The 16,984-nt window shown below is 69.5% G+C and carries 13 protein-coding genes and 1 tRNA gene; 11 read left to right on the top strand and 3 right to left on the bottom strand.

The window, feature by feature from the left end; genetic code table 11:
* Positions 1–7: 7 nt before the first annotated feature.
* Positions 8–1,354, bottom strand: a complete 1,347-nt coding sequence (locus tag A3AG_RS0112350) for a cell division protein ZipA C-terminal FtsZ-binding domain-containing protein (RefSeq protein WP_018005699.1) — start codon at positions 1,352–1,354, stop codon at positions 8–10.
* Positions 1,351–4,866, bottom strand: a complete 3,516-nt coding sequence (smc, locus tag A3AG_RS0112355; protein ID WP_026164143.1) for a chromosome segregation protein SMC — start codon at positions 4,864–4,866, stop codon at positions 1,351–1,353. Before smc ends, A3AG_RS0112350 begins: the two co-directional genes overlap by 4 nt.
* A gap of 437 nt (positions 4,867–5,303) precedes the next feature.
* Here smc and A3AG_RS0112360 point away from each other — a divergent pair, with 437 nt between their 5' ends.
* A complete protein-coding gene (locus A3AG_RS0112360; RefSeq protein WP_018005701.1) occupies positions 5,304–6,131 on the top strand; it encodes a ferritin-like domain-containing protein in 828 nt (275 codons plus the stop codon).
* Positions 6,132–6,147: 16 nt separating this feature from the next.
* On the opposite strand, the gene A3AG_RS0112365 is transcribed toward A3AG_RS0112360, so the two are convergent.
* Positions 6,148–7,116 carry a DMT family transporter gene (locus A3AG_RS0112365; RefSeq protein ID WP_018005702.1) on the bottom strand — a complete coding sequence of 323 codons (969 nt, stop codon included), beginning with the start codon at positions 7,114–7,116 and terminating at the stop codon, positions 6,148–6,150.
* Positions 7,117–7,319: 203 nt separating this feature from the next.
* Between A3AG_RS0112365 and dapC the strand changes: the two genes are divergently transcribed.
* The 10 genes from dapC (at position 7,320) to A3AG_RS0112415 (ending at position 16,921) form a co-directional block, all read left to right on the top strand.
* On the top strand, positions 7,320–8,534 hold the full coding sequence (dapC, locus tag A3AG_RS0112370) for a succinyldiaminopimelate transaminase (protein ID WP_018005703.1): 1,215 nt from the start codon (positions 7,320–7,322) through the stop codon (positions 8,532–8,534).
* Positions 8,535–8,755: 221 nt separating this feature from the next.
* Positions 8,756–9,583: a 2,3,4,5-tetrahydropyridine-2,6-dicarboxylate N-succinyltransferase gene (gene dapD, locus A3AG_RS0112375; protein WP_018005704.1), complete on the top strand. Its 828-nt coding sequence runs from the start codon at positions 8,756–8,758 to the stop codon at positions 9,581–9,583.
* 97 nt (positions 9,584–9,680) lie between these two features.
* Positions 9,681–10,064: a hypothetical protein gene (locus tag A3AG_RS0112380; protein WP_018005705.1), complete on the top strand. Its 384-nt coding sequence runs from the start codon at positions 9,681–9,683 to the stop codon at positions 10,062–10,064.
* 50 nt (positions 10,065–10,114) lie between these two features.
* Positions 10,115–10,462, top strand: coding sequence for an ArsC family reductase (locus tag A3AG_RS0112385; RefSeq protein ID WP_018005706.1), 348 nt, complete (start codon positions 10,115–10,117; stop codon positions 10,460–10,462).
* A gap of 19 nt (positions 10,463–10,481) precedes the next feature.
* Positions 10,482–11,633, top strand: a complete 1,152-nt coding sequence (gene dapE / locus A3AG_RS0112390) for a succinyl-diaminopimelate desuccinylase (RefSeq protein WP_018005707.1) — start codon at positions 10,482–10,484, stop codon at positions 11,631–11,633.
* A gap of 22 nt (positions 11,634–11,655) precedes the next feature.
* Positions 11,656–12,549 carry a 50S ribosomal protein L3 N(5)-glutamine methyltransferase gene (prmB, locus tag A3AG_RS0112395; protein WP_018005708.1) on the top strand — a complete coding sequence of 298 codons (894 nt, stop codon included), beginning with the start codon at positions 11,656–11,658 and terminating at the stop codon, positions 12,547–12,549.
* Positions 12,550–12,718: 169 nt separating this feature from the next.
* The gene (locus tag A3AG_RS0112400; protein WP_018005709.1) at positions 12,719–14,002 is read left to right on the top strand and encodes an MFS transporter; all 1,284 of its coding nucleotides are present in this window, start codon (positions 12,719–12,721) and stop codon (positions 14,000–14,002) included.
* A gap of 179 nt (positions 14,003–14,181) precedes the next feature.
* Positions 14,182–15,180 (top strand): tripartite tricarboxylate transporter substrate binding protein, encoded by a 999-nt coding sequence (locus A3AG_RS0112405; RefSeq protein ID WP_018005710.1) that lies wholly within the window; start codon positions 14,182–14,184, stop codon positions 15,178–15,180.
* Positions 15,181–15,209: 29 nt separating this feature from the next.
* Positions 15,210–16,760 carry a class I adenylate-forming enzyme family protein gene (locus A3AG_RS0112410; protein ID WP_018005711.1) on the top strand — a complete coding sequence of 517 codons (1,551 nt, stop codon included), beginning with the start codon at positions 15,210–15,212 and terminating at the stop codon, positions 16,758–16,760.
* A gap of 84 nt (positions 16,761–16,844) precedes the next feature.
* Positions 16,845–16,921, top strand: a tRNA-Val gene (locus A3AG_RS0112415).
* The last annotated feature ends 63 nt before the right edge of the window (positions 16,922–16,984 follow it).

Raw genomic sequence — 16,984 nt, forward strand, 5'->3', positions numbered from 1 at the left:
GCTCCGGCTAGTTGCTGAACAGGCGCAGCGCCACCGGCGAACCGGCCGGCATGCCGCGCGCTTCCAGCTTCTGGTACAGCGCTTCGAGCTGGTTGAAGATGGCGACGAACGAGGCTTCGGTCAGCGGCCGCATGTTGTCGTCGACCAGTTGCGCGCCCATGCGCTGCGCCAGCGTATGGCCGTATTCGCATACGGTCTTGAACGGCCTGGCGCCCTGGTCGGCCACCGGCACGTCGAGCAGCAGCGTGATCTGGCGGCCGGCCTTGACGGTGAGGTCGTCGCGCAGGAAGTTGGTGTCGCCGAACTGCAGCGTGAACAGCGGGCGCTGCACGCCCTCGGCATTGGCCTGGTAGCGGATAAAGCGGGTGCCGTCGCGCGACAGCACCAGCCCGTCCTGCGTCGCCACGTTCTGCACATAGGCGGCCGACCACGGCGCGCCGTCGGAGATCACGTTGACGCCCAGCTGCACGTCGCAGGCGGCGGCAAAGGCGTCGAGCTCGCGCGCGTTGGCGACGGTCTCGCCCATGTCGGGCAGGTCGGCCGAGGCGTCGAGCGACTCGGCCAGCGATTCGACCGCGGTGATGAATTCGGAGAACTCCAGCGCGTTGAGCGGGCCGCCGCGGTTGGCCAGCTGCACGCCGACCTGCAGGTCTTCGTACTGATGGCCGGCGGTGACGGGCTCCCACGCGTTGGCTTCGGCGCGCAGGCCTTCGATATGGACCGGCTTGGTGCCGGCGCGGCGCAGCCGGCCGGTCAGCGGCAGGATGCGGTCGCCGGACGCCTTGCGCTCCAGGTGCAGCGGCACGATGCAGTCGATCAGCGGATCGACGACCGCGGGCGCGGGCTCGCCGTCCGGTACGGCAGCGACAGGAGCCGGTGCGGGCGCCGGCGCCGGGGCAGGCACAGGCGCGGGTGCCGGAGCAGATGCGGGCGCCGGTGCCACGGCGATAGCGGCATCCGCCTCGTCCGCCGACGCACGCGTCGCCGCGGCCCCGACGGCGACTTCCTCGGCGACCGCTTCGTCCGCATCGGCGCTGCTGGCCGCCGCGGCCGCCGCGGCAGCGGCGTGGTTGTTGTCAGCCACGGCGGCGCCGGCGCCCGCTGGTGCCTGCGACAGCGTGGGCTCGCGCCGCGGCGGCTGCTCGGCGGCGGCTTCGTGCAGGCGTGCGGCGGTTTCCGGCGCAGTGCTCTGGCCGACCACCGGCTCGCGCATCGGCGGCAGGTCGTCCTCGGGCCGCAGCTCGCGCGGACGGCGCGCCTTGCGGATCTGCCACTGGTTGTAGCCGAACACCAGCACCACGAAAACCAGGCCCGCGACGATCAGCGCGGTCTGCAGGTCCATGTTGAGCTTCATGCTGCCTCCGCCATCGACACTGCAGCGTCCATATCTACCGCCACGATCCGGGAAACGCCCTGCTCCTGCATGGTCACGCCAATGAGTTGATGAGCCATTTCCATGGCGATCTTGTTATGTGAGATGAAAACGAATTGGGTCTTGTCCGACATGCGCGCCACCATATTGGCGTAGCGCTCGGTATTGGCATCGTCCAGCGGCGCGTCGACCTCGTCCAGCAGGCAGAACGGCGCCGGGTTCAGCTGGAACATCGCGAACACCAGCGCGATCGCGGTCAGCGCCTTCTCGCCGCCCGACAGCAGGTGGATGGTCGAGTTCTTCTTGCCCGGCGGCTGCGCCATCACCTGCACGCCGGCGTCGAGGATTTCCTCGCCGGTCATGATCAGGCGCGCCTGGCCGCCGCCGAACAGCGACGGAAACAGCTCGCCGAAATGATGGTTGACCTGGTCGAAGGTGCCCTGCAGCAGCGCGCGGGTCTCCTGGTCGATCTTGGCGATGGCGTCCTCGAGCGTGCCGATGGCGTCGTTCAGGTCGGCCGACTGCGCGTCCAGGAAGGTCTTGCGCTCGCGCGCCGCGGCCAGTTCGTCGAGCGCGGCCATGTTGACCGGGCCCAGCGCGTTGATGGCGTTGTTGATGCGCGTGACTTCGCCCTGCAGGTACGACGGCTTCAGGTCGCCGGTCAGCTTGTCGGCCAGCGCGGCTTCGTCCACCGCGGCGGCGCTCAGCTGCTCGCTGAACTGCTCCTGGTTCAGGCGCGCGGCCTGTTCCTTGAGCTGCAGCTCGGTGATGCGGTCGCGCAGCGGCTGCAGGCTGCGCTCGGCGGCCAGGCGCTGCTCGTCGTGCTGGCGCAGCTGCGCCGACAGCGCATCGAGCTCGGTGCGCGCGATGGTGAGCTTTTCTTCCTTCTCGGCACGGCGCTCGAGCGCTTCCTGCAGGCCGGTATGCGCGGTCTGCTCGTTGATGGTCTCGAGTTCGGTGCGGGCGTTTTCCAGCGATTTGGCGATGCGCTCGGCCTGGTCCGCCGCCACCTGGATATTGCGGCGCAGCTCGTCGATGCGGCTGGCCAGGTTGCGCTCGGCAAACAGCGCCTCCTGCGCGGCGCGCTCGAGGTCGCGCAGCTGGTGGCGCGCGCCCGAGAGCTTGCTGTCCAGCGCCTCGAAGGCCATCTGCTGGTCTTCGTGGGTGGCCTGCATCTCGGCCAGCGCGGCGTCGTGCTGCTCGAAGCTGGCTTCGGATTCGGCGCGGATGGCGCGCTGTTCTTCGATCTGCGCGTGGATCTCTTCCAGTTCCTCGCGGATCTGCCCGCTGCGGGCGGCATAGCGCTCCATCGCCTGCGACAGCTTGAGCACGTCCATCTGCAGCGTGTGCACGCGGCGCGTGGCCTGCTCGGCGCGCGCACGCGCTTCGCCCAGCGCCTGGCTGGCCTGGGTGTAGGCCGCTTCGGCGCGCACCGCCTCGGTCTTGGCTTCATCGGACAGCAGCAGCTGCGCGCGCGCCTGCTTCTGCAGGTTTTCGATTTCCTGCTCGCGCGCGAGCATGCCGGCCTGCTCGGAATCGGCGGCGTAGATCTGGATCGCGTTGCGGCCCACCAGGTGGCCTTCGGCGACCACGAACGAGGCGCCGTCGGGCAGCGTGTTGCGCGCGGCCAGCGCCTGCGCCATGTCGGTGGCGACATAGACGTCGGCGAGCCAGTCCTGCATCACCGCGCGGATACCGGGCTCGGTGATCTGCACCAGCGCCATCAGCGGGCGCAGGCCGGCCGGCGTTTCCAGCGGGCGCGCCGCGGCCGGCGGCGAGTAGAACGCCAGCTTGGCCGGCGGCGCGTCGGACAGAAAGGCCTTGACCCAGTCCAGGTTCGACACTTCCAGCGCGGCCAGCTTCTCGCGCAGCACGGATTCGAGCGCGTTTTCCCAGCCCGGCTCGATATGGACCTTCTTCCACAGCCGCGGCAGCTCGGCCAGTTCATGTTTGGCGAGCCACGGCTGCACCTTGCCGTCGGTCTGCACGTTTTCCTGCAGCTGGCGCAGCGCCGACAGCCGCGCCTCGAGCGTGGCGATGGCGGCGGCTTCGCTGTGCACGCGCGCCTGCGCGGCGCGGCGCGCCTCGTCCAGCCGCGGCACGTTCTCTTCGGCGTCGGCGAGCACGGCCTGGGCTTCCTCGACCAGCGCTTCCTGCTCGGCCAGCTCGGCCCGGGCCTGCTCCAGCCGGGTTTCGTCGGGGCGGTCCAGGCCCTTGTCTTCGGCCGACAGCCGTTCGCGGCGCTGTTCCAGCTGCTGCAGCATCTGGTCGGCGCTGCGCTGCTGCGCGGCTTCCAGCTTCAGCGCCTGCTCGGCCTGCATGATGCCGGCGCGCTGCTCGTTGAGCAGCTGCTGGGCGTCGCGCCACTGTGCTTCCAGCGTCGGCAGCTCGTCGTTCTTGTGCGCGACGGCCTCCTGTGCCTCGACCGTGCGGCCTTCGGCCACGGCCAGGTTTTCCTCGGCCTGCGCGAGTTCGTCGGTGGCCTGCCCGGCCTTGCCCTGCCACTGCTCGCGCTGCGCGGCCAGCGCGGCGATCTGGGCCTGCACGCGGTTGCGCGACTCGACCACGTAGCGGATCTCGGCCTCGAGCTTGCTGACCTCGGCATTGGCCTCGTACAGCGCGCCCTGCGCGGCGTGCATGCCATCCGAGGCGGCATAGTGCGCGGCGCGCATGGTTTCCAGCTCGGCCTCGACATGGCGCAGCTGCGCGGTCTGCGCTTCCAGGTCGATCTGGGCCTGCTCGATGGCGCGCTGGTGGCGTTCCTGCTCCTGCTGGGCCTCGCGCTTGCGCAGCAGCCACAGCAGGTGCTGCTTCTCTTCGCCGTCGGCCTGCAGCGTCTTGAAGCGCTGCGCCACTTCGGCCTGGCCCTCGAGCTTTTCGAGGTTGCTGCCGAGCTCGCGCAGGATGTCTTCGACCCGGGTCAGGTTTTCGCGGGTGTCGGACAGCCGGTTCTCGGTCTCGCGGCGGCGCTCCTTGTACTTGGACACGCCCGCCGCCTCTTCCAGGAAGATGCGCATGTCATCGGGCTTGGCCTCGATGATGCGCGAGATCATGCCCTGGCCGATGATGGCGTAGGCGCGCGGGCCCAGGCCCGTGCCCAGGAAGATGTCCTGGATGTCGCGCCGGCGCACCGGCTGGTTGTTGATGTAGTAGGACGAGGTGCCGTCGCGCGTCAGCACGCGCTTGACCGCCACTTCGGCGTACTGGCTCCACTGGCCCGCGGCACGGCCTTCGGCGTTGTCGAACACCAGTTCGACGCTGGCGCGGCCGGCCTGCTTGCGCGCGGTCGAGCCGTTGAAGATGACGTCCTGCATGGATTCGCCGCGCAGCTCGGACGCGCGTGACTCGCCCAGCACCCAGCGCACCGCATCGATGATGTTGGATTTGCCGCAGCCGTTGGGACCGACGATGCCGACCAGTTGGCCCGGCACCTGGAAATTGGTGGGATCGACGAAAGACTTGAAGCCCGCCAGCTTGATCGAGGATAGTCGCACGGTTTCTCGTGTGGTATCGGCCACTCCGGCAGCAAAGCGGGAGCGGCCTGGTATCGGATATCGGGGCTATTGCTCGGTTCGGAAAAGCCGGGCTGCGCGGGAGTCGGCGCGGCGTGACGCCGGCACCTCAAAATACCCCCCAGGCCCGTGAATTGGGGCTAATCATACCATCGCAGATGCCTTCGCCGGCCCGTTTGGGGTCGACCCCGGGGCGGTCGCCGGCGCCGGAATTTCCTTGCCTTTCCGACCCTTACAAGCGGTTTCGCAAGCACTTTGATACCCGCGCGTGGGCAGCCCGCCACGCTGGCCCGGCCCTCGCCCCTGAAACTAATTAGGGTAAATGCTAGTCTCTGCTCTGTCGGCGTGATGCCGGATGCGCTCCGGCCCCACGCACCATGAACGCCCCTTGAGCCTTTGGCCAACCAGGAGGACAGAGCATGAGTGAACCGTCAGCGGCCGCCCGGCCGTGGTCTGTCAACGACATCCGATACGAGGCGATCGACGTCGCGCGCGTGCGCGGCGACCGCGACCTGTTCTACCTGCTGGTGTCGGCCTCGTTCATCGAGAGCGGCTCCGACACCTATGCCGGCAACCTGGCCACCTATTACGCCCGCGTGCCCGAAGCCGCCGGCTGGCTGTCCGAGCACTGGGAAGCCGAGGAGCTGCAGCATGGCCTGGCGCTGCGGCGCTATGTCGAGCATGTCTGGCCGGAATTCGACTGGGAGCGCGGCTACGCGCGCTTCTTCGCCGAGTACAGCCAGACCTGCTCGATCGACCAGTTCGAGCCCACCGAGGCGCTCGAGATGGCGGCGCGCTGCGTGGTCGAAACCGGCACCGCGGCCTACTACCGGGCGCTCGAGCAGGCCAGCGACGAACCGGTGCTGCGCGACCTGACGCGGCGCATTTCCAACGACGAGGTGCGCCACTACAAGCACTTCTTCCACTTTTTCAACCGTTTCGCCGAAGCCGAGCGCCCGGGCCGGCTGCGCGTGCTGGGCGCGCTGGCGCGCCGGCTGCTGGAAATCAAGAACGAGGACGCGGCGATCGCGCTGCGCAATGTGCTGCGCATGGAACGCGGCGTCGACGCGGTGCCCGAGGCGGAAGTGCGTGCGCTCAATACGCGCGTGTCAGGCGTGATCCGCCGCAACATCCCGATCGAGATGACCGTCAAGATGCTGCTGCGGCCGCTGCAGCTGCACCGCGGCGTGGAGCGCGCGGTGCGCGCGCCGCTGGTGGCGATGGTGTCGCGGGTGATCCTGCATTGAGCCGCGCCGGGCTGGGCTAGTGGCAGGCCGCGGCCTCGGCGCCCGGGGCCGGCGCGGGCGCGGCGCGGCTGCGGTGCACCAGCCCGGACAAGGCGCCGGCGGCGATGATGCACAGGCCGCCCGCGGCCTCCTTCCAGCTCAGCACCTCGGTCGCCAGCCACCACGACGACACCGCGGCGATGACGATCTCGAACAGCATCAGCAGCGACACGCGGTTGGCCGGCAGCCGCTGCAGCCCGTACTGCACCACCGAGTTGCTGACCACCAGCACTGCCGCCAGCCCCAGCACCAGCATCGCCGCGCTGACCTGAGCGCCCGGCACCACTGCCACCGCCGGGCCGTCGAGCAGCAGCGCGGCCGGCACGCCGACCACGGTGCAGCCCAGGTAGACCACCACCGTGCGCACGCGCGCGTCGGCGTCCGGAAAGCGCTGCCCGGCGCGGCGCGACAGCACGTTGTTGACGGCAAAGCCCATGCCGCCGATCAGCCCGGACCATTCCGCGGCGGAGCCCGGCAGCGGCACGCCGACCGCTGGCGTCCACAGCATCAGCCCGGCGCCGAACAGCGCCAGTCCCACCAGCGCCAGCCCGGCCGCCGACAGGCGCTCGCCCAGGAACAGCCGCGCGAACAGCGCGGTCCAGACCGGCGTCAGGTAGAACAGCAGCAGCACCCGCATCACGTGCCCGTTGACGCTGCCCCAGACGAAACCGGCGTTGGTCACGCCCGCCGCCAGGCTGATCGCCAGGAACAGCCAGTGCGGGCGCAGCCCGCCCAGGTGCCGGCGGAACGCCAGCAGCGACAGCACCGCCGCGACCGCGCTGACCAGCGCCGCGGCATGCATGCCGCCCAGCCCCCAGCCGGCCAGCACCCGGTACGGGAACCAGGCGATGCCCCACACCGAGGCGCCGATCAGGATGGAAAGCGATGCCTTGACCGCATGGCGGTCGGCCGGCGCCAGCGGCGCCGCAACTGAATTTGTGCTCATAAAGGAATCGGTGCGAGGCGAGCCGGAGCGCCCGCCATGCGCGGCGGGCAGCGTCCGGACGGCGCCGGCGGCATCACCGTGGCGTGATGCCCGCCATCCGTGGCGGCCCACCCCCCAAAGACCGCCTGGCGGGCCGGGCCGGCGCACGGAAACCCGCGCCGTTCCTCTATAATGCGTCGTTTTAACCGGCCCCGACTGACACTGTGAATCCGCGCCTCGACCTGCTCCAGCCCTACCCGTTCGAGAAACTGCGGGTGCTCTTTGCGCAAGTAAAGGCTGCCGACAAGCCGGCCATCAGCTTCGGCATCGGTGAACCCAAGCATCCGACGCCTGCGTTCATCAAGCAAGCGCTGGCAGAGTCGCTTGCGGGGCTGGCGAATTATCCCACAACGGCCGGTTCCGATGCACTACGGCAGTGCATCGCGGGCTGGCTGGAGCGCCGCTACGGCCTGCCCAAGGTCAACGCCGCCACCGAGGTGCTGCCCGTGACCGGCTCGCGCGAGGCGCTGTTCGCCTTTGCCCAGACCGTGGTCGACGGCACCCGGCCGGGCGCCCTGGTGCTGTGCCCGAACCCGTTCTACCAGATCTATGAAGGCGCGGCGCTGCTGGCGGGCGCCACCCCGGTCTTCGCCAACAGCGACCCGGCGCGCAATTTCGCCCCGGCCTTCGACCGCATTGCCGACGAGGTCTGGCAGCAGGTGCAGCTGCTCTTTGTCTGCACGCCCGGCAACCCGACCGGCGCGGTGCTGTCGCTGCAAGACTGGCAGCAGCTGTTCGCGCTGTCCGACCGCTACGGCTTCGTGATCGCCTCGGACGAGTGCTATTCCGAGATCTATTTCGACGAGGGCCGCGCGCCGCTGGGCGCGCTCGAGGCCGCGCACAAGCTGGGCCGCGCGAACGGCCCCGACCGCTTCGAGCGCCTGGTGGTGTTCTCCAGCCTGTCCAAGCGCTCCAACGTGCCGGGCCTGCGCTCCGGCTTCGTCGCCGGCGACGCCGCGCTGCTGAAGCAGTTCCTGCTCTACCGCACCTACCACGGCGGCGCGATGAACCCGGCGGTGCAGAGCGCCAGCATCGCCGCGTGGAACGACGAATCGCATGTGCGCGAGAACCGCGCCGCCTATGTGCGCAAGTTCAGCGAAGTCACGCCGATGCTGGCGGAAGTCCTCGACGTGGCGCTGCCCGATGCCGGCTTCTACCTGTGGGCCGATGTCTCGCGCACCGGCCTGTCCGATACCGAATTCGCCGCGCGGCTGCTGGCCGAGCAGAACGTCACGGTGCTGCCGGGCAGCTACCTGGCGCGCGAGGCCGACGGCATCAACCCGGGCGCCAACCGCGTGCGCATGGCGCTGGTGGCGACACCGGAGGAATGCGTGGAGGGGGCGCGGCGGATCGTGGAATTCTGCAAGGGACTGGGCTGAGGGCCAGGCTTGTCCCATTGTGTTCTCCCTCTCCCGCTTGCGGGAGAGGGTTGGGGTGAGGGCCGGCGTGTCCACCAGGCGACGTGTGTCGGCATGCCACCGCCTGCCCTCACCCCCGGCCCCTCTCCCGCACGCGGGAGAGGGGAGCAAACAAGCGGTCGAGGCTGAAACGCCCGAGGCTCGACTCCCGAACATCAACATTCATCACCTGAGAACCTAACATGACGCAAGCTCTGCAAGCCCTGATCGACCAGGCCTGGGAAGACCGCACCAGCCTGTCGCCGAAGTCCGCCCCCAACGACATCCGCGAGGCCGTTGCCAATGTCATCGGCCAGCTCGATGCCGGCACGCTGCGCGTGGCCGAGAAGCAAGGCAAGGACTGGATCGTCAACCAGTGGGTCAAGAAGGCCGTGCTGCTGTCGTTCCGCCTGGAAGACAACGCGCCGATGAGCGCCGGCGGCTTTGCCCAGTTCTACGACAAGGTCCCGACCAAGTTCGCCAACTGGAGCGGCGACGACTTCGCCAAGGCCGGCTTCCGCGTGGTGCCGCCCGCCGTGGCGCGCCGCGGCTCGTTCATCGCCAGGAACGCGGTGCTGATGCCGTCGTACGTCAACATCGGCGCCTACGTCGATGAAGGCACCATGGTCGACACCTGGGCCACGGTCGGTTCGTGCGCGCAGATCGGCAAGAACGTGCACCTGTCGGGCGGCGTGGGCATCGGCGGCGTGCTGGAGCCGCTGCAGGCCAACCCGGTGATCATCGAAGACAACTGCTTCATCGGCGCGCGTTCGGAAGTCGTGGAAGGCGTGATCGTCGAGGAAAACTCGGTGATCTCGATGGGCGTGTACCTGGGCCAGTCGACCAAGATCTACGACCGCGAAACCGGCGAGATCCACTATGGCCGCGTGCCGGCCGGCTCGGTGGTGGTGGCGGGCAACCTGCCGTCCAAGGACGGCAAGTACAGCCTGTACTGCGCCGTGATCGTGAAGAAGGTCGACGCGCAGACCCGCGCCAAGACCAGCCTGAACGACCTGCTGCGCGGCGACTGATCGCCGTTCGCGGCCCGCTTGGGCCGCGACGCCCCGGGCCTCCGGAAACGGGCCCCGGGGCAGATTTGCCGTCGTCACCCGCCTGGCCAGGCTGAACATGCCCTCCCTCCGCAAGCGACTCATGGCCCTGGATCCCACCACCGTCAGCACCGTGCTTTCCCTGCTGCCCACCATTCTCGAGCAGGCCAACAAGACCCTCGAGAAACTGAAGAAGAACAAGCGCAAGGACGGCACGCCCGACGCCGCGGTGGCCGACGCCCGCGACCCCGCGGCCCGCATCGCCGAGCTCGAAGCCGCGCTCGTGCAGCAGGCCGAGGCGGTCAAGCTGCTGGCCGAGCAGCATGCCATCACCATCGACGCGCTGCGCAAGGAAGCCGCCCGGCTGGACCGGCGCCTGCGCCTGATGACCGCGGTGGCGATGGGCGGCGTGGCGCTGGGCCTGGGCAGCCTGGTGATCGCGCTGAACCTGCTGTTGCGCTGAACCCGCCGGCTTCCCGAGCGGATTCCGCATCGACTTACCCGAGACCTGCCATGACCGTCCTGCTCTACGGCATTCCCAACTGCGATACCGTCAAGAAGGCCCGCACCTGGCTCGATGCCAACGGCGTGGCCTACACCTTCCACGACTTCAAGAAGCAGGGCGTGGATGAAGCCATGCTGCGCGGCTGGCTGCGGCACGTGCCGCTGGCCACGCTGCTCAACCGCAAGGGCACCACCTGGCGCGCGCTGACCGATGCCGACAAAGCCCGCGCCGACGAAGAAGCCGGCGCGATCGCGCTGATGCAGCAAAGCCCGTCGCTGATCAAGCGCCCGGTGCTGGCCCACGATGGCAAGGTGATGGTCGGCTTCTCCGCCGACCAATACGCCAGCCAGTTCTGATTTCCGATTCCGCCGTCCGATGAACCCGACCCTCGCCCTTACCGAAGACCTGATCCGCCGCCGCTCCGTCACGCCCGCCGACGAAGGCTGCCAGGCCATCCTGGAAACCCGCCTGAAGGCAATCGGCTTCGACTGCGAAGCGCTGGTCAGCGGGCCCGACGATTTCCGCGTGACCAACCTGTGGGCAGTCAGGCGCGGCACCCAGGGCAAGGACGGCAAGCTGCTGGTGTTTGCCGGCCATACCGACGTGGTGCCGACCGGCCCGCTGGAGCAGTGGCATTCGGACCCGTTCGCGCCGACCCACCGCGACGGCAAGCTGTACGGCCGCGGCGCCGCCGACATGAAGACCTCGATCGCCGGCTTCGTGGTGGCGGTGGAGGAATTCGTCAAGGCCCATCCCGCGCATGCCGGTTCGATCGGCTTCCTGATCACCAGCGACGAGGAAGGCCCGGCGCACGACGGCACCGTCAAGGTGGTCGAGGCGCTGGCCGCGCGCGGCGAGCGCCTCGACTACTGCGTGATCGGCGAGCCGACCTCGGTCAACGCGCTCGGCGACATGGTCAAGAACGGCCGCCGCGGCTCGCTGTCGGGCAAGCTTACGGTGAAGGGCATCCAGTGCCATATCGCCTACCCGCACCTGGGCCGCAACCCGATCCATGACGCCGCCCCGGCGCTGGCCGAGCTGGCCGCCGAAACCTGGGACCAGGGCAACGAATACTTCCCGCCCACCAGCTGGCAGATGTCGAACATCCACGGCGGCACCGGCGCCACCAACGTGATCCCGGGCCACGTCACCATCGACTTCAATTTCCGCTTCTCGACGGCGAGCACGCCCGAGGGCCTGAAGGCGCGCGTGCACGCCATCCTGGACCGCCACAGCCTCGACTACACGCTCGACTGGACCCTGGGCGGCGAGCCCTTCCTGACCCCGCGCGGCGAGCTGTCCGAAGCGCTGTCGTCGGCGATCCGGGCCGAGACCGGCTTCGACACCGAGCTGTCGACCACCGGCGGCACCTCCGACGGCCGCTTCATTGCGAAGATCTGCCCGCAGGTGATCGAGTTCGGCCCGCCCAACGCCAGCATCCACAAGATCGACGAGCACGTCGAAGTGCGCTTCATCGAGCCGCTGAAGAATGTGTACCGCGGCGTGCTGGAACGCCTGATCGCCTGAACTTTTCGCAAAGACCACCCTCATGGCAACACCCTCCCCCCTGCGCACCGTGCGCGACCTGCTGCGCCTGGCCGTGTCGCGCTTTACCGCCGCGCGCCTGTCCTTTGGCCATGGCAGCGCCAACGCCTATGACGAGGCGGCCTACCTGGTGCTGCATACGCTGAACCTGCCGCTGGATACGCTCGATCCCTTCCTCGATGCGCGGCTGCTGCCCGAGGAAGTCGAGGCCGTGCTGAAGGTGATCGACCGCCGCGTCAACGAGCGCGTGCCCGCGGCCTACATCACGCACGAGGCCTATATGCACGGGCTGCGCTTCTACGTCGATTCGCGCGTGATCGTGCCGCGCAGCTTTATCGGCGAGCTGCTGCAGGAAGGGCTGGAGCCCTGGGTCGGCGAAAGCAACAGCATCGGCCCGGTGCTGGAGCTGTGCACCGGCTCCGGCTGCCTGCCGATCCTGGCCGCGCATGTGTGGCCGAACGCGAAGATCGATGCGGTCGACATCTCGCCCGATGCGCTCGCCGTGGCGCGCCGCAACGTCACCGACTACAAGATGGACGACCGCATCCGTCTCTACCAGGGCGACCTGTACGCGCCGCTGCCGCATGGCGCGACCTACGATGTGATCCTGACCAACCCGCCCTACGTCAATGAAGCGTCGATGCAGGCGCTGCCGGCGGAATACCAGGCCGAGCCGCGCATCGCGCTGGCCGGCGGGGACGATGGCATGGACGTGGTACGGCGGATCATCGCCGGCGCCAGGGCGCGGCTGAACCCGGGCGGCGTGCTGGTGGTCGAGATCGGCAACGAGCATGCCAATGTGGAAGCGGCATTCCCGGAACTGGAGATCGTGTGGCTGCCGGTCAGCGCGGGCGACGAGCAGGTGTTCCTGCTGACGTACGACGCGCTGCCGGGCTGATGCGGTAAATCCCGCGCCGGTTTGCTCCCCTCGCCCGCTTGCGGGAGAGGGAGCACCCAAGCGCCAGCGCAGCTCCGTGCCCGCGCAATCTGGGCGAACACCGGCCAACCGTTGATCCGGCAACGCGCGCAGGCCCTACACTCGCGGCAGAGACAGCGCCACTGACGCCGTGACCCCCAGCAATAACCCCCCTCCCGGATCGCCTCCAGGCGCCGCCGCCATGCCCGCGCGCAGCACGGCCACGTATGCCGTGCGCGGCATCGCCGTCCTGACCTTTGCCTTCGCGCTCAGCCAGTTCTTCCGCTCGTGCCTGGCGGTGATGGCGCCCGAGCTGCAGCACGATTTCGGCCTGTCGCCGGCGGGCTTCGGCGCGCTGTCGTCGTCGTTCTTCCTGGCCTTTGCGGTGGCGCAGATCCCGGTCGGCATCGCCTTCGACCGCTATGGCGTGGGCCGGCCGACCGCGCTGCTTCTGGCGGTGGGCGCGCTGTCGTCGATCCTGTTCGTGCTGGCGCCCAACGGCGCCGCGGCCACGCTGGCGCAGGTGGGGCTGGGGCTGGCGTGCGCGCCGGTGTTCATGGGCCTGCTGCATTTCGCCTCGGAGCAGCTGTCCGAACGCGACTACACCCGCGTGGTCAGCCGCTCCAACGCCACCGGCATGATCGGCTCGCTGTGCGCGACCGCGCCGCTGGGCTGGGCCATCTCGCTGGTGGGCTGGCGGCCGTCGATGGCGGTATCCGCACTGGGCATGGTGGGGGCCTGCTATGGCGTGTGGCGCTGCGTGCGCGACCATGGCCATGCCGAGGCCCGCGGCGCGTCGTGGCCGGCGATGCTGGCGCAAAGCCTGCAGTTGCTCAGGCTGGCGCCGCTGTGGACGCTGATCCCGCTGTGCGTGGCGATGGCCGCCGGCACCGCCTTCCGCAATGCCTGGAGCGGGCCCTACCTGGCCGACGTGTTCGGCCTGGGCTCGGCGACGCGCGGCGTGGCGCTGACGCTGCTGAGCCTGGCCGGCTTCCTGACCGCCTTCCTGCTGCCGGTGCTGGTGCGGCGCAGCACACTCAAGACCACCATCGCCGGCTGGTCGTGCCTTGCCATGGCCGGGGGCGTGCTGGTGGCGCTGTGGCCGGACCGCGGCGTCGGCCATGGGGTGGCGATGATGGCGCTGCTGTCGACCATCGGCATGCTGCATCCGCTGGTGATGGCGCAGGGCCGCGGGCTGATCCCGCCGTCGCAGCGCGGGCGCGGGCTGGGGCTGCTCAATACCTTCGTGTTCCTGGGCTCGGCGCTGGCCTCGTGGGCCTTCGGGCTGATCGCCAATGCCGGCCATGTGCGCGGCTGGCCGCTGCCGTCCACCTATGCCGCCATCTTCCTGTCGGCGGCGGTGCTGGTCGCCGCCGCGCTGGTGCCCTACTGGTTCAGCCCGCCGCATCCGACCAGCCATCCGGCCCGCCATTAGCCGGAACCGGATGCCGGTCCAGGATTCCCCGGACCGCTTCGCCGGCAAAAAGCCAGACTTATCGATTTAAGAATTCCGCTGGCGGCCTTACGCCATTACCGTTGGTCATCCACTTCCCCGCCGGATCCGGCGCAGGGACCCCGGCTGCGTGCGCGGCCGGCACAACCAGGAGACAACCGATGGCATCCACTCCGCGCCTCGCCCGGGGCCGCCGCGCGTGGCTGGCGGCGATGCTGGCCACCGCCGCCGCAGCCGCCCTGCCAGGCGGCGCCGGCGCCGAGAGCTGGCCGGCGCGCCCGATCCAGCTGCTGATCCCCTACCCGCCCGGCGGTAGCGCCGACCTGCTGGCGCGCCCGGTCGCCGCGAAGCTGCAGGAGCGGCTGGGCCAGCCAGTGGTGCTCGAGTACCGGCCCGGCGCCGGTGGCACCATCGCCAGCCAGGCGCTGGCGCGCGCCAAACCCGACGGCTACACGCTGATCATGGTGCTGGCCGCGCATGCCATCAACGCGAGCCTGTATCCCAAACTGCCGTACGACACGCGCAAGGATTTCGCGCCGGTGTCGCTGGTGGCCAACCTGCCCATGATCCTGGCGGGCAGCCCGTCGCTGCAGGCCACCAATGTGAAAGAGCTGATCGCCGAGGCCAAGGCCGCGCCCGGCAAGCTGACATTCGCCTCGGCGGGCAACGGCAATACCGGCCACCTGGCCGGCGAGTTGTTCGATTCCGTGGCCGGCATCAAGATGACCCACGTGCCGTACAAGGGCAGCGCGCAGGTGGTCACGGCGATGCTGTCGGGCGAGGTCCAGCTCACCTTCGACAGCATCTCGACCACGCTGCCGCACGTGAAGAGCGGCAAGCTGCGCGCGCTCGCCGTCACCGGCAGCCAGCGCGCCGCCGTCGCCCCCGAGGTGCCGACGCTGGCCGAGGCCGGCGTTCCCGGCATCAGCATCACCGGCTGGTACGCGATGCTGGCGCCGGCCGGCACGCCGCAGCCGGTGATCGACCGGCTCAGCACCGAGATTGCCACCGTGCTGCGCCAGCCCGAGCTCAAGGCCACGCTGGCGGCCAACGGCTATGAACCGGTGGGCTCGACGCCCGCCGCGCTGCGCACCCATATCGACGCCGAGATCAACCGCTGGAGCAAGGTGGTGAAGGACTCTGGCGCGCAGATCCAGTAAGGCTTGCCGCATCCAACCCATCGCCCGACATGACCCGACCGACTCCGCTCCAACGTCCCTTCACCACCATGTCCGTGCTCGTGCGCGAGCACGCCGCGCAGCGCCCCGGGCAACGCGCGCTGATGCACGGCGAGCGCGTGCTCGACTACGCCGGGCTCGACGCCGCCATGGACCGCATTGCCGCGGCGCTGGCGCGCGACGGGGTGCGGCCCGGCGCAGCCATCGCCATCTGCGCCGCGTCGTCGATCGAATATGCCGCGGTATACCTGGGCGCGGTGCGCGCCGGCGTGGTGGTCGCGCCGCTGGCGCCGTCGTCCACGCCGGAGAGCCTGGCCGGCATGATTGCCGACGCGGGCGCGCGCATCGTGTTCGCCGACGCCAGCGTCACCGACGCGCTGGCGCCGGTGCGTGCCCGCCTGGCCGGCACGCCCGTGGTCACGCTCGACGGCAGCGACGCGGGCCGGCCCTACGCGGACTGGCTGGCCCCCGCCGGCACGCCGGTGACGGAACCCGAGATCCGCCCGGAGCTGCCGCTCAACATCATCTATTCGTCCGGCACCACCGGCACGCCCAAGGGCATCGTGCAATCGCACGGCATGCGCTGGGCCCATGTATCGCGCGGCGCCGCCACCGGCTACGGCACGCACGCGGTCACGCTGCTGTCGACGCCGCTGTACTCCAACACCACGCTGGCCAGCTTCTTCCCCACCATCGGCCTGGGCGGCACGGCCATCCTGATGGCGAAGTTCGATGCCGGCCAGTACCTGGCGCTGGCGCAGCAGCATCGCGTCACCCACACCATGCTGGTGCCGGTGCAGTACCAGCGCCTGCTGGCGCATCCGGCGTTCGACCAGCACGATCTGTCCGCCTTCCGGCACAAGTTCTGCACCAGCGCGCCGTGCAGCCCGGCGCTGAAGGCCGAGATCCTGCGGCGCTGGCCCGGCGCGCTGACCGAGCTGTACGGCATGACCGAAGGCGGCGGCGGCTGCCTGTTGTTCGCGGACCAGTTCCCGCACAAGCTGCACACCGTCGGCCGCCCCGCCAGCGGCGCCGACGTGCGCATCATCGACGAGTCCGGCCGCGAGCTGCCGCCCGGCAGCACCGGCGAAGTGGTGGGCCGCTCGGCGGCGATGATGAACGGCTACCACAACCAGCCCGAGAAGACCGCCGAGACCGAATGGCACGACGCGCAGGGCCAGCGCTTTATCCGCACCGGCGACATCGGCCGCTTTGACGAAGACGGCTTCCTGGTGCTGCTCGACCGCAAGAAGGACATGATCATCTCGGGCGGCTTCAACATCTACCCGAGCGACCTGGAGGCGGTGGTGCGCGAGCACCCGGCGGTGGCCGAAGTCTCGGTGGTCGGCGTGCCGTCGGAGCGCTGGGGCGAGACCCCGGTGGCCTTTGTCTCGCTGCGCGCGGACGGCGGTGCCAGCGCGCAGGATGTGCTGGCCTGGGCCAATGAACGCCTTGGCAAGACCCAGCGGCTGGCACAGATCCACGAAGTGGAGAGCCTGCCGCGCAGCGCCATCGGCAAGGTGCTGAAGCGCGAACTGCGCGACCGCATCGGCGCTGCCTGACGCGCCCTGGCAGGCACCCGCGCAAAAAGTCGCGCGGGGTGCTTGCGCAATCGTAAAGGGCTCTCTATAATTCGCGCCTTCGCTAGGCTCGTAGCTCAGCTGGTTAGAGCACCACCTTGACATGGTGGGGGTCGTTGGTTCGAGTCCAATCGAGCCTACCAACGCACAAGGGAACACGGACGGTACGCAATCGCGCACCGTCCGTTTTTCTTTTGCGGGCCCGC

It is taken from the genome of Cupriavidus neocaledonicus (assembly GCF_000372525.1).
In the GTDB taxonomy this organism is placed as follows: Bacteria; Pseudomonadota; Gammaproteobacteria; order Burkholderiales; family Burkholderiaceae; genus Cupriavidus; species Cupriavidus neocaledonicus.

Bases quoted from the DNA above. Each gene is read 5' to 3' on its own strand.
- A3AG_RS0112385 (WP_018005706.1), top strand. From the start codon at position 10,115: ATGACCGTCCTGCTCTACGGCATTCCCAACTGCGATACCGTCAAGAAG.
- A3AG_RS0112405 (WP_018005710.1), top strand. From the start codon at position 14,182: ATGGCATCCACTCCGCGCCTCGCCCGGGGCCGCCGCGCGTGGCTGGCG.
- A3AG_RS0112380 (WP_018005705.1), top strand. From the start codon at position 9,681: ATGCCCTCCCTCCGCAAGCGACTCATGGCCCTGGATCCCACCACCGTC.
- dapE (WP_018005707.1), top strand. From the start codon at position 10,482: ATGAACCCGACCCTCGCCCTTACCGAAGACCTGATCCGCCGCCGCTCC.
- A3AG_RS0112350 (WP_018005699.1), bottom strand. From the start codon at position 1,354: ATGAAGCTCAACATGGACCTGCAGACCGCGCTGATCGTCGCGGGCCTG.
- A3AG_RS0112410 (WP_018005711.1), top strand. From the start codon at position 15,210: ATGACCCGACCGACTCCGCTCCAACGTCCCTTCACCACCATGTCCGTG.
- A3AG_RS0112365 (WP_018005702.1), bottom strand. From the start codon at position 7,116: ATGAGCACAAATTCAGTTGCGGCGCCGCTGGCGCCGGCCGACCGCCAT.
- A3AG_RS0112360 (WP_018005701.1), top strand. From the start codon at position 5,304: ATGAGTGAACCGTCAGCGGCCGCCCGGCCGTGGTCTGTCAACGACATC.
- dapD (WP_018005704.1), top strand. From the start codon at position 8,756: ATGACGCAAGCTCTGCAAGCCCTGATCGACCAGGCCTGGGAAGACCGC.
- prmB (WP_018005708.1), top strand. From the start codon at position 11,656: ATGGCAACACCCTCCCCCCTGCGCACCGTGCGCGACCTGCTGCGCCTG.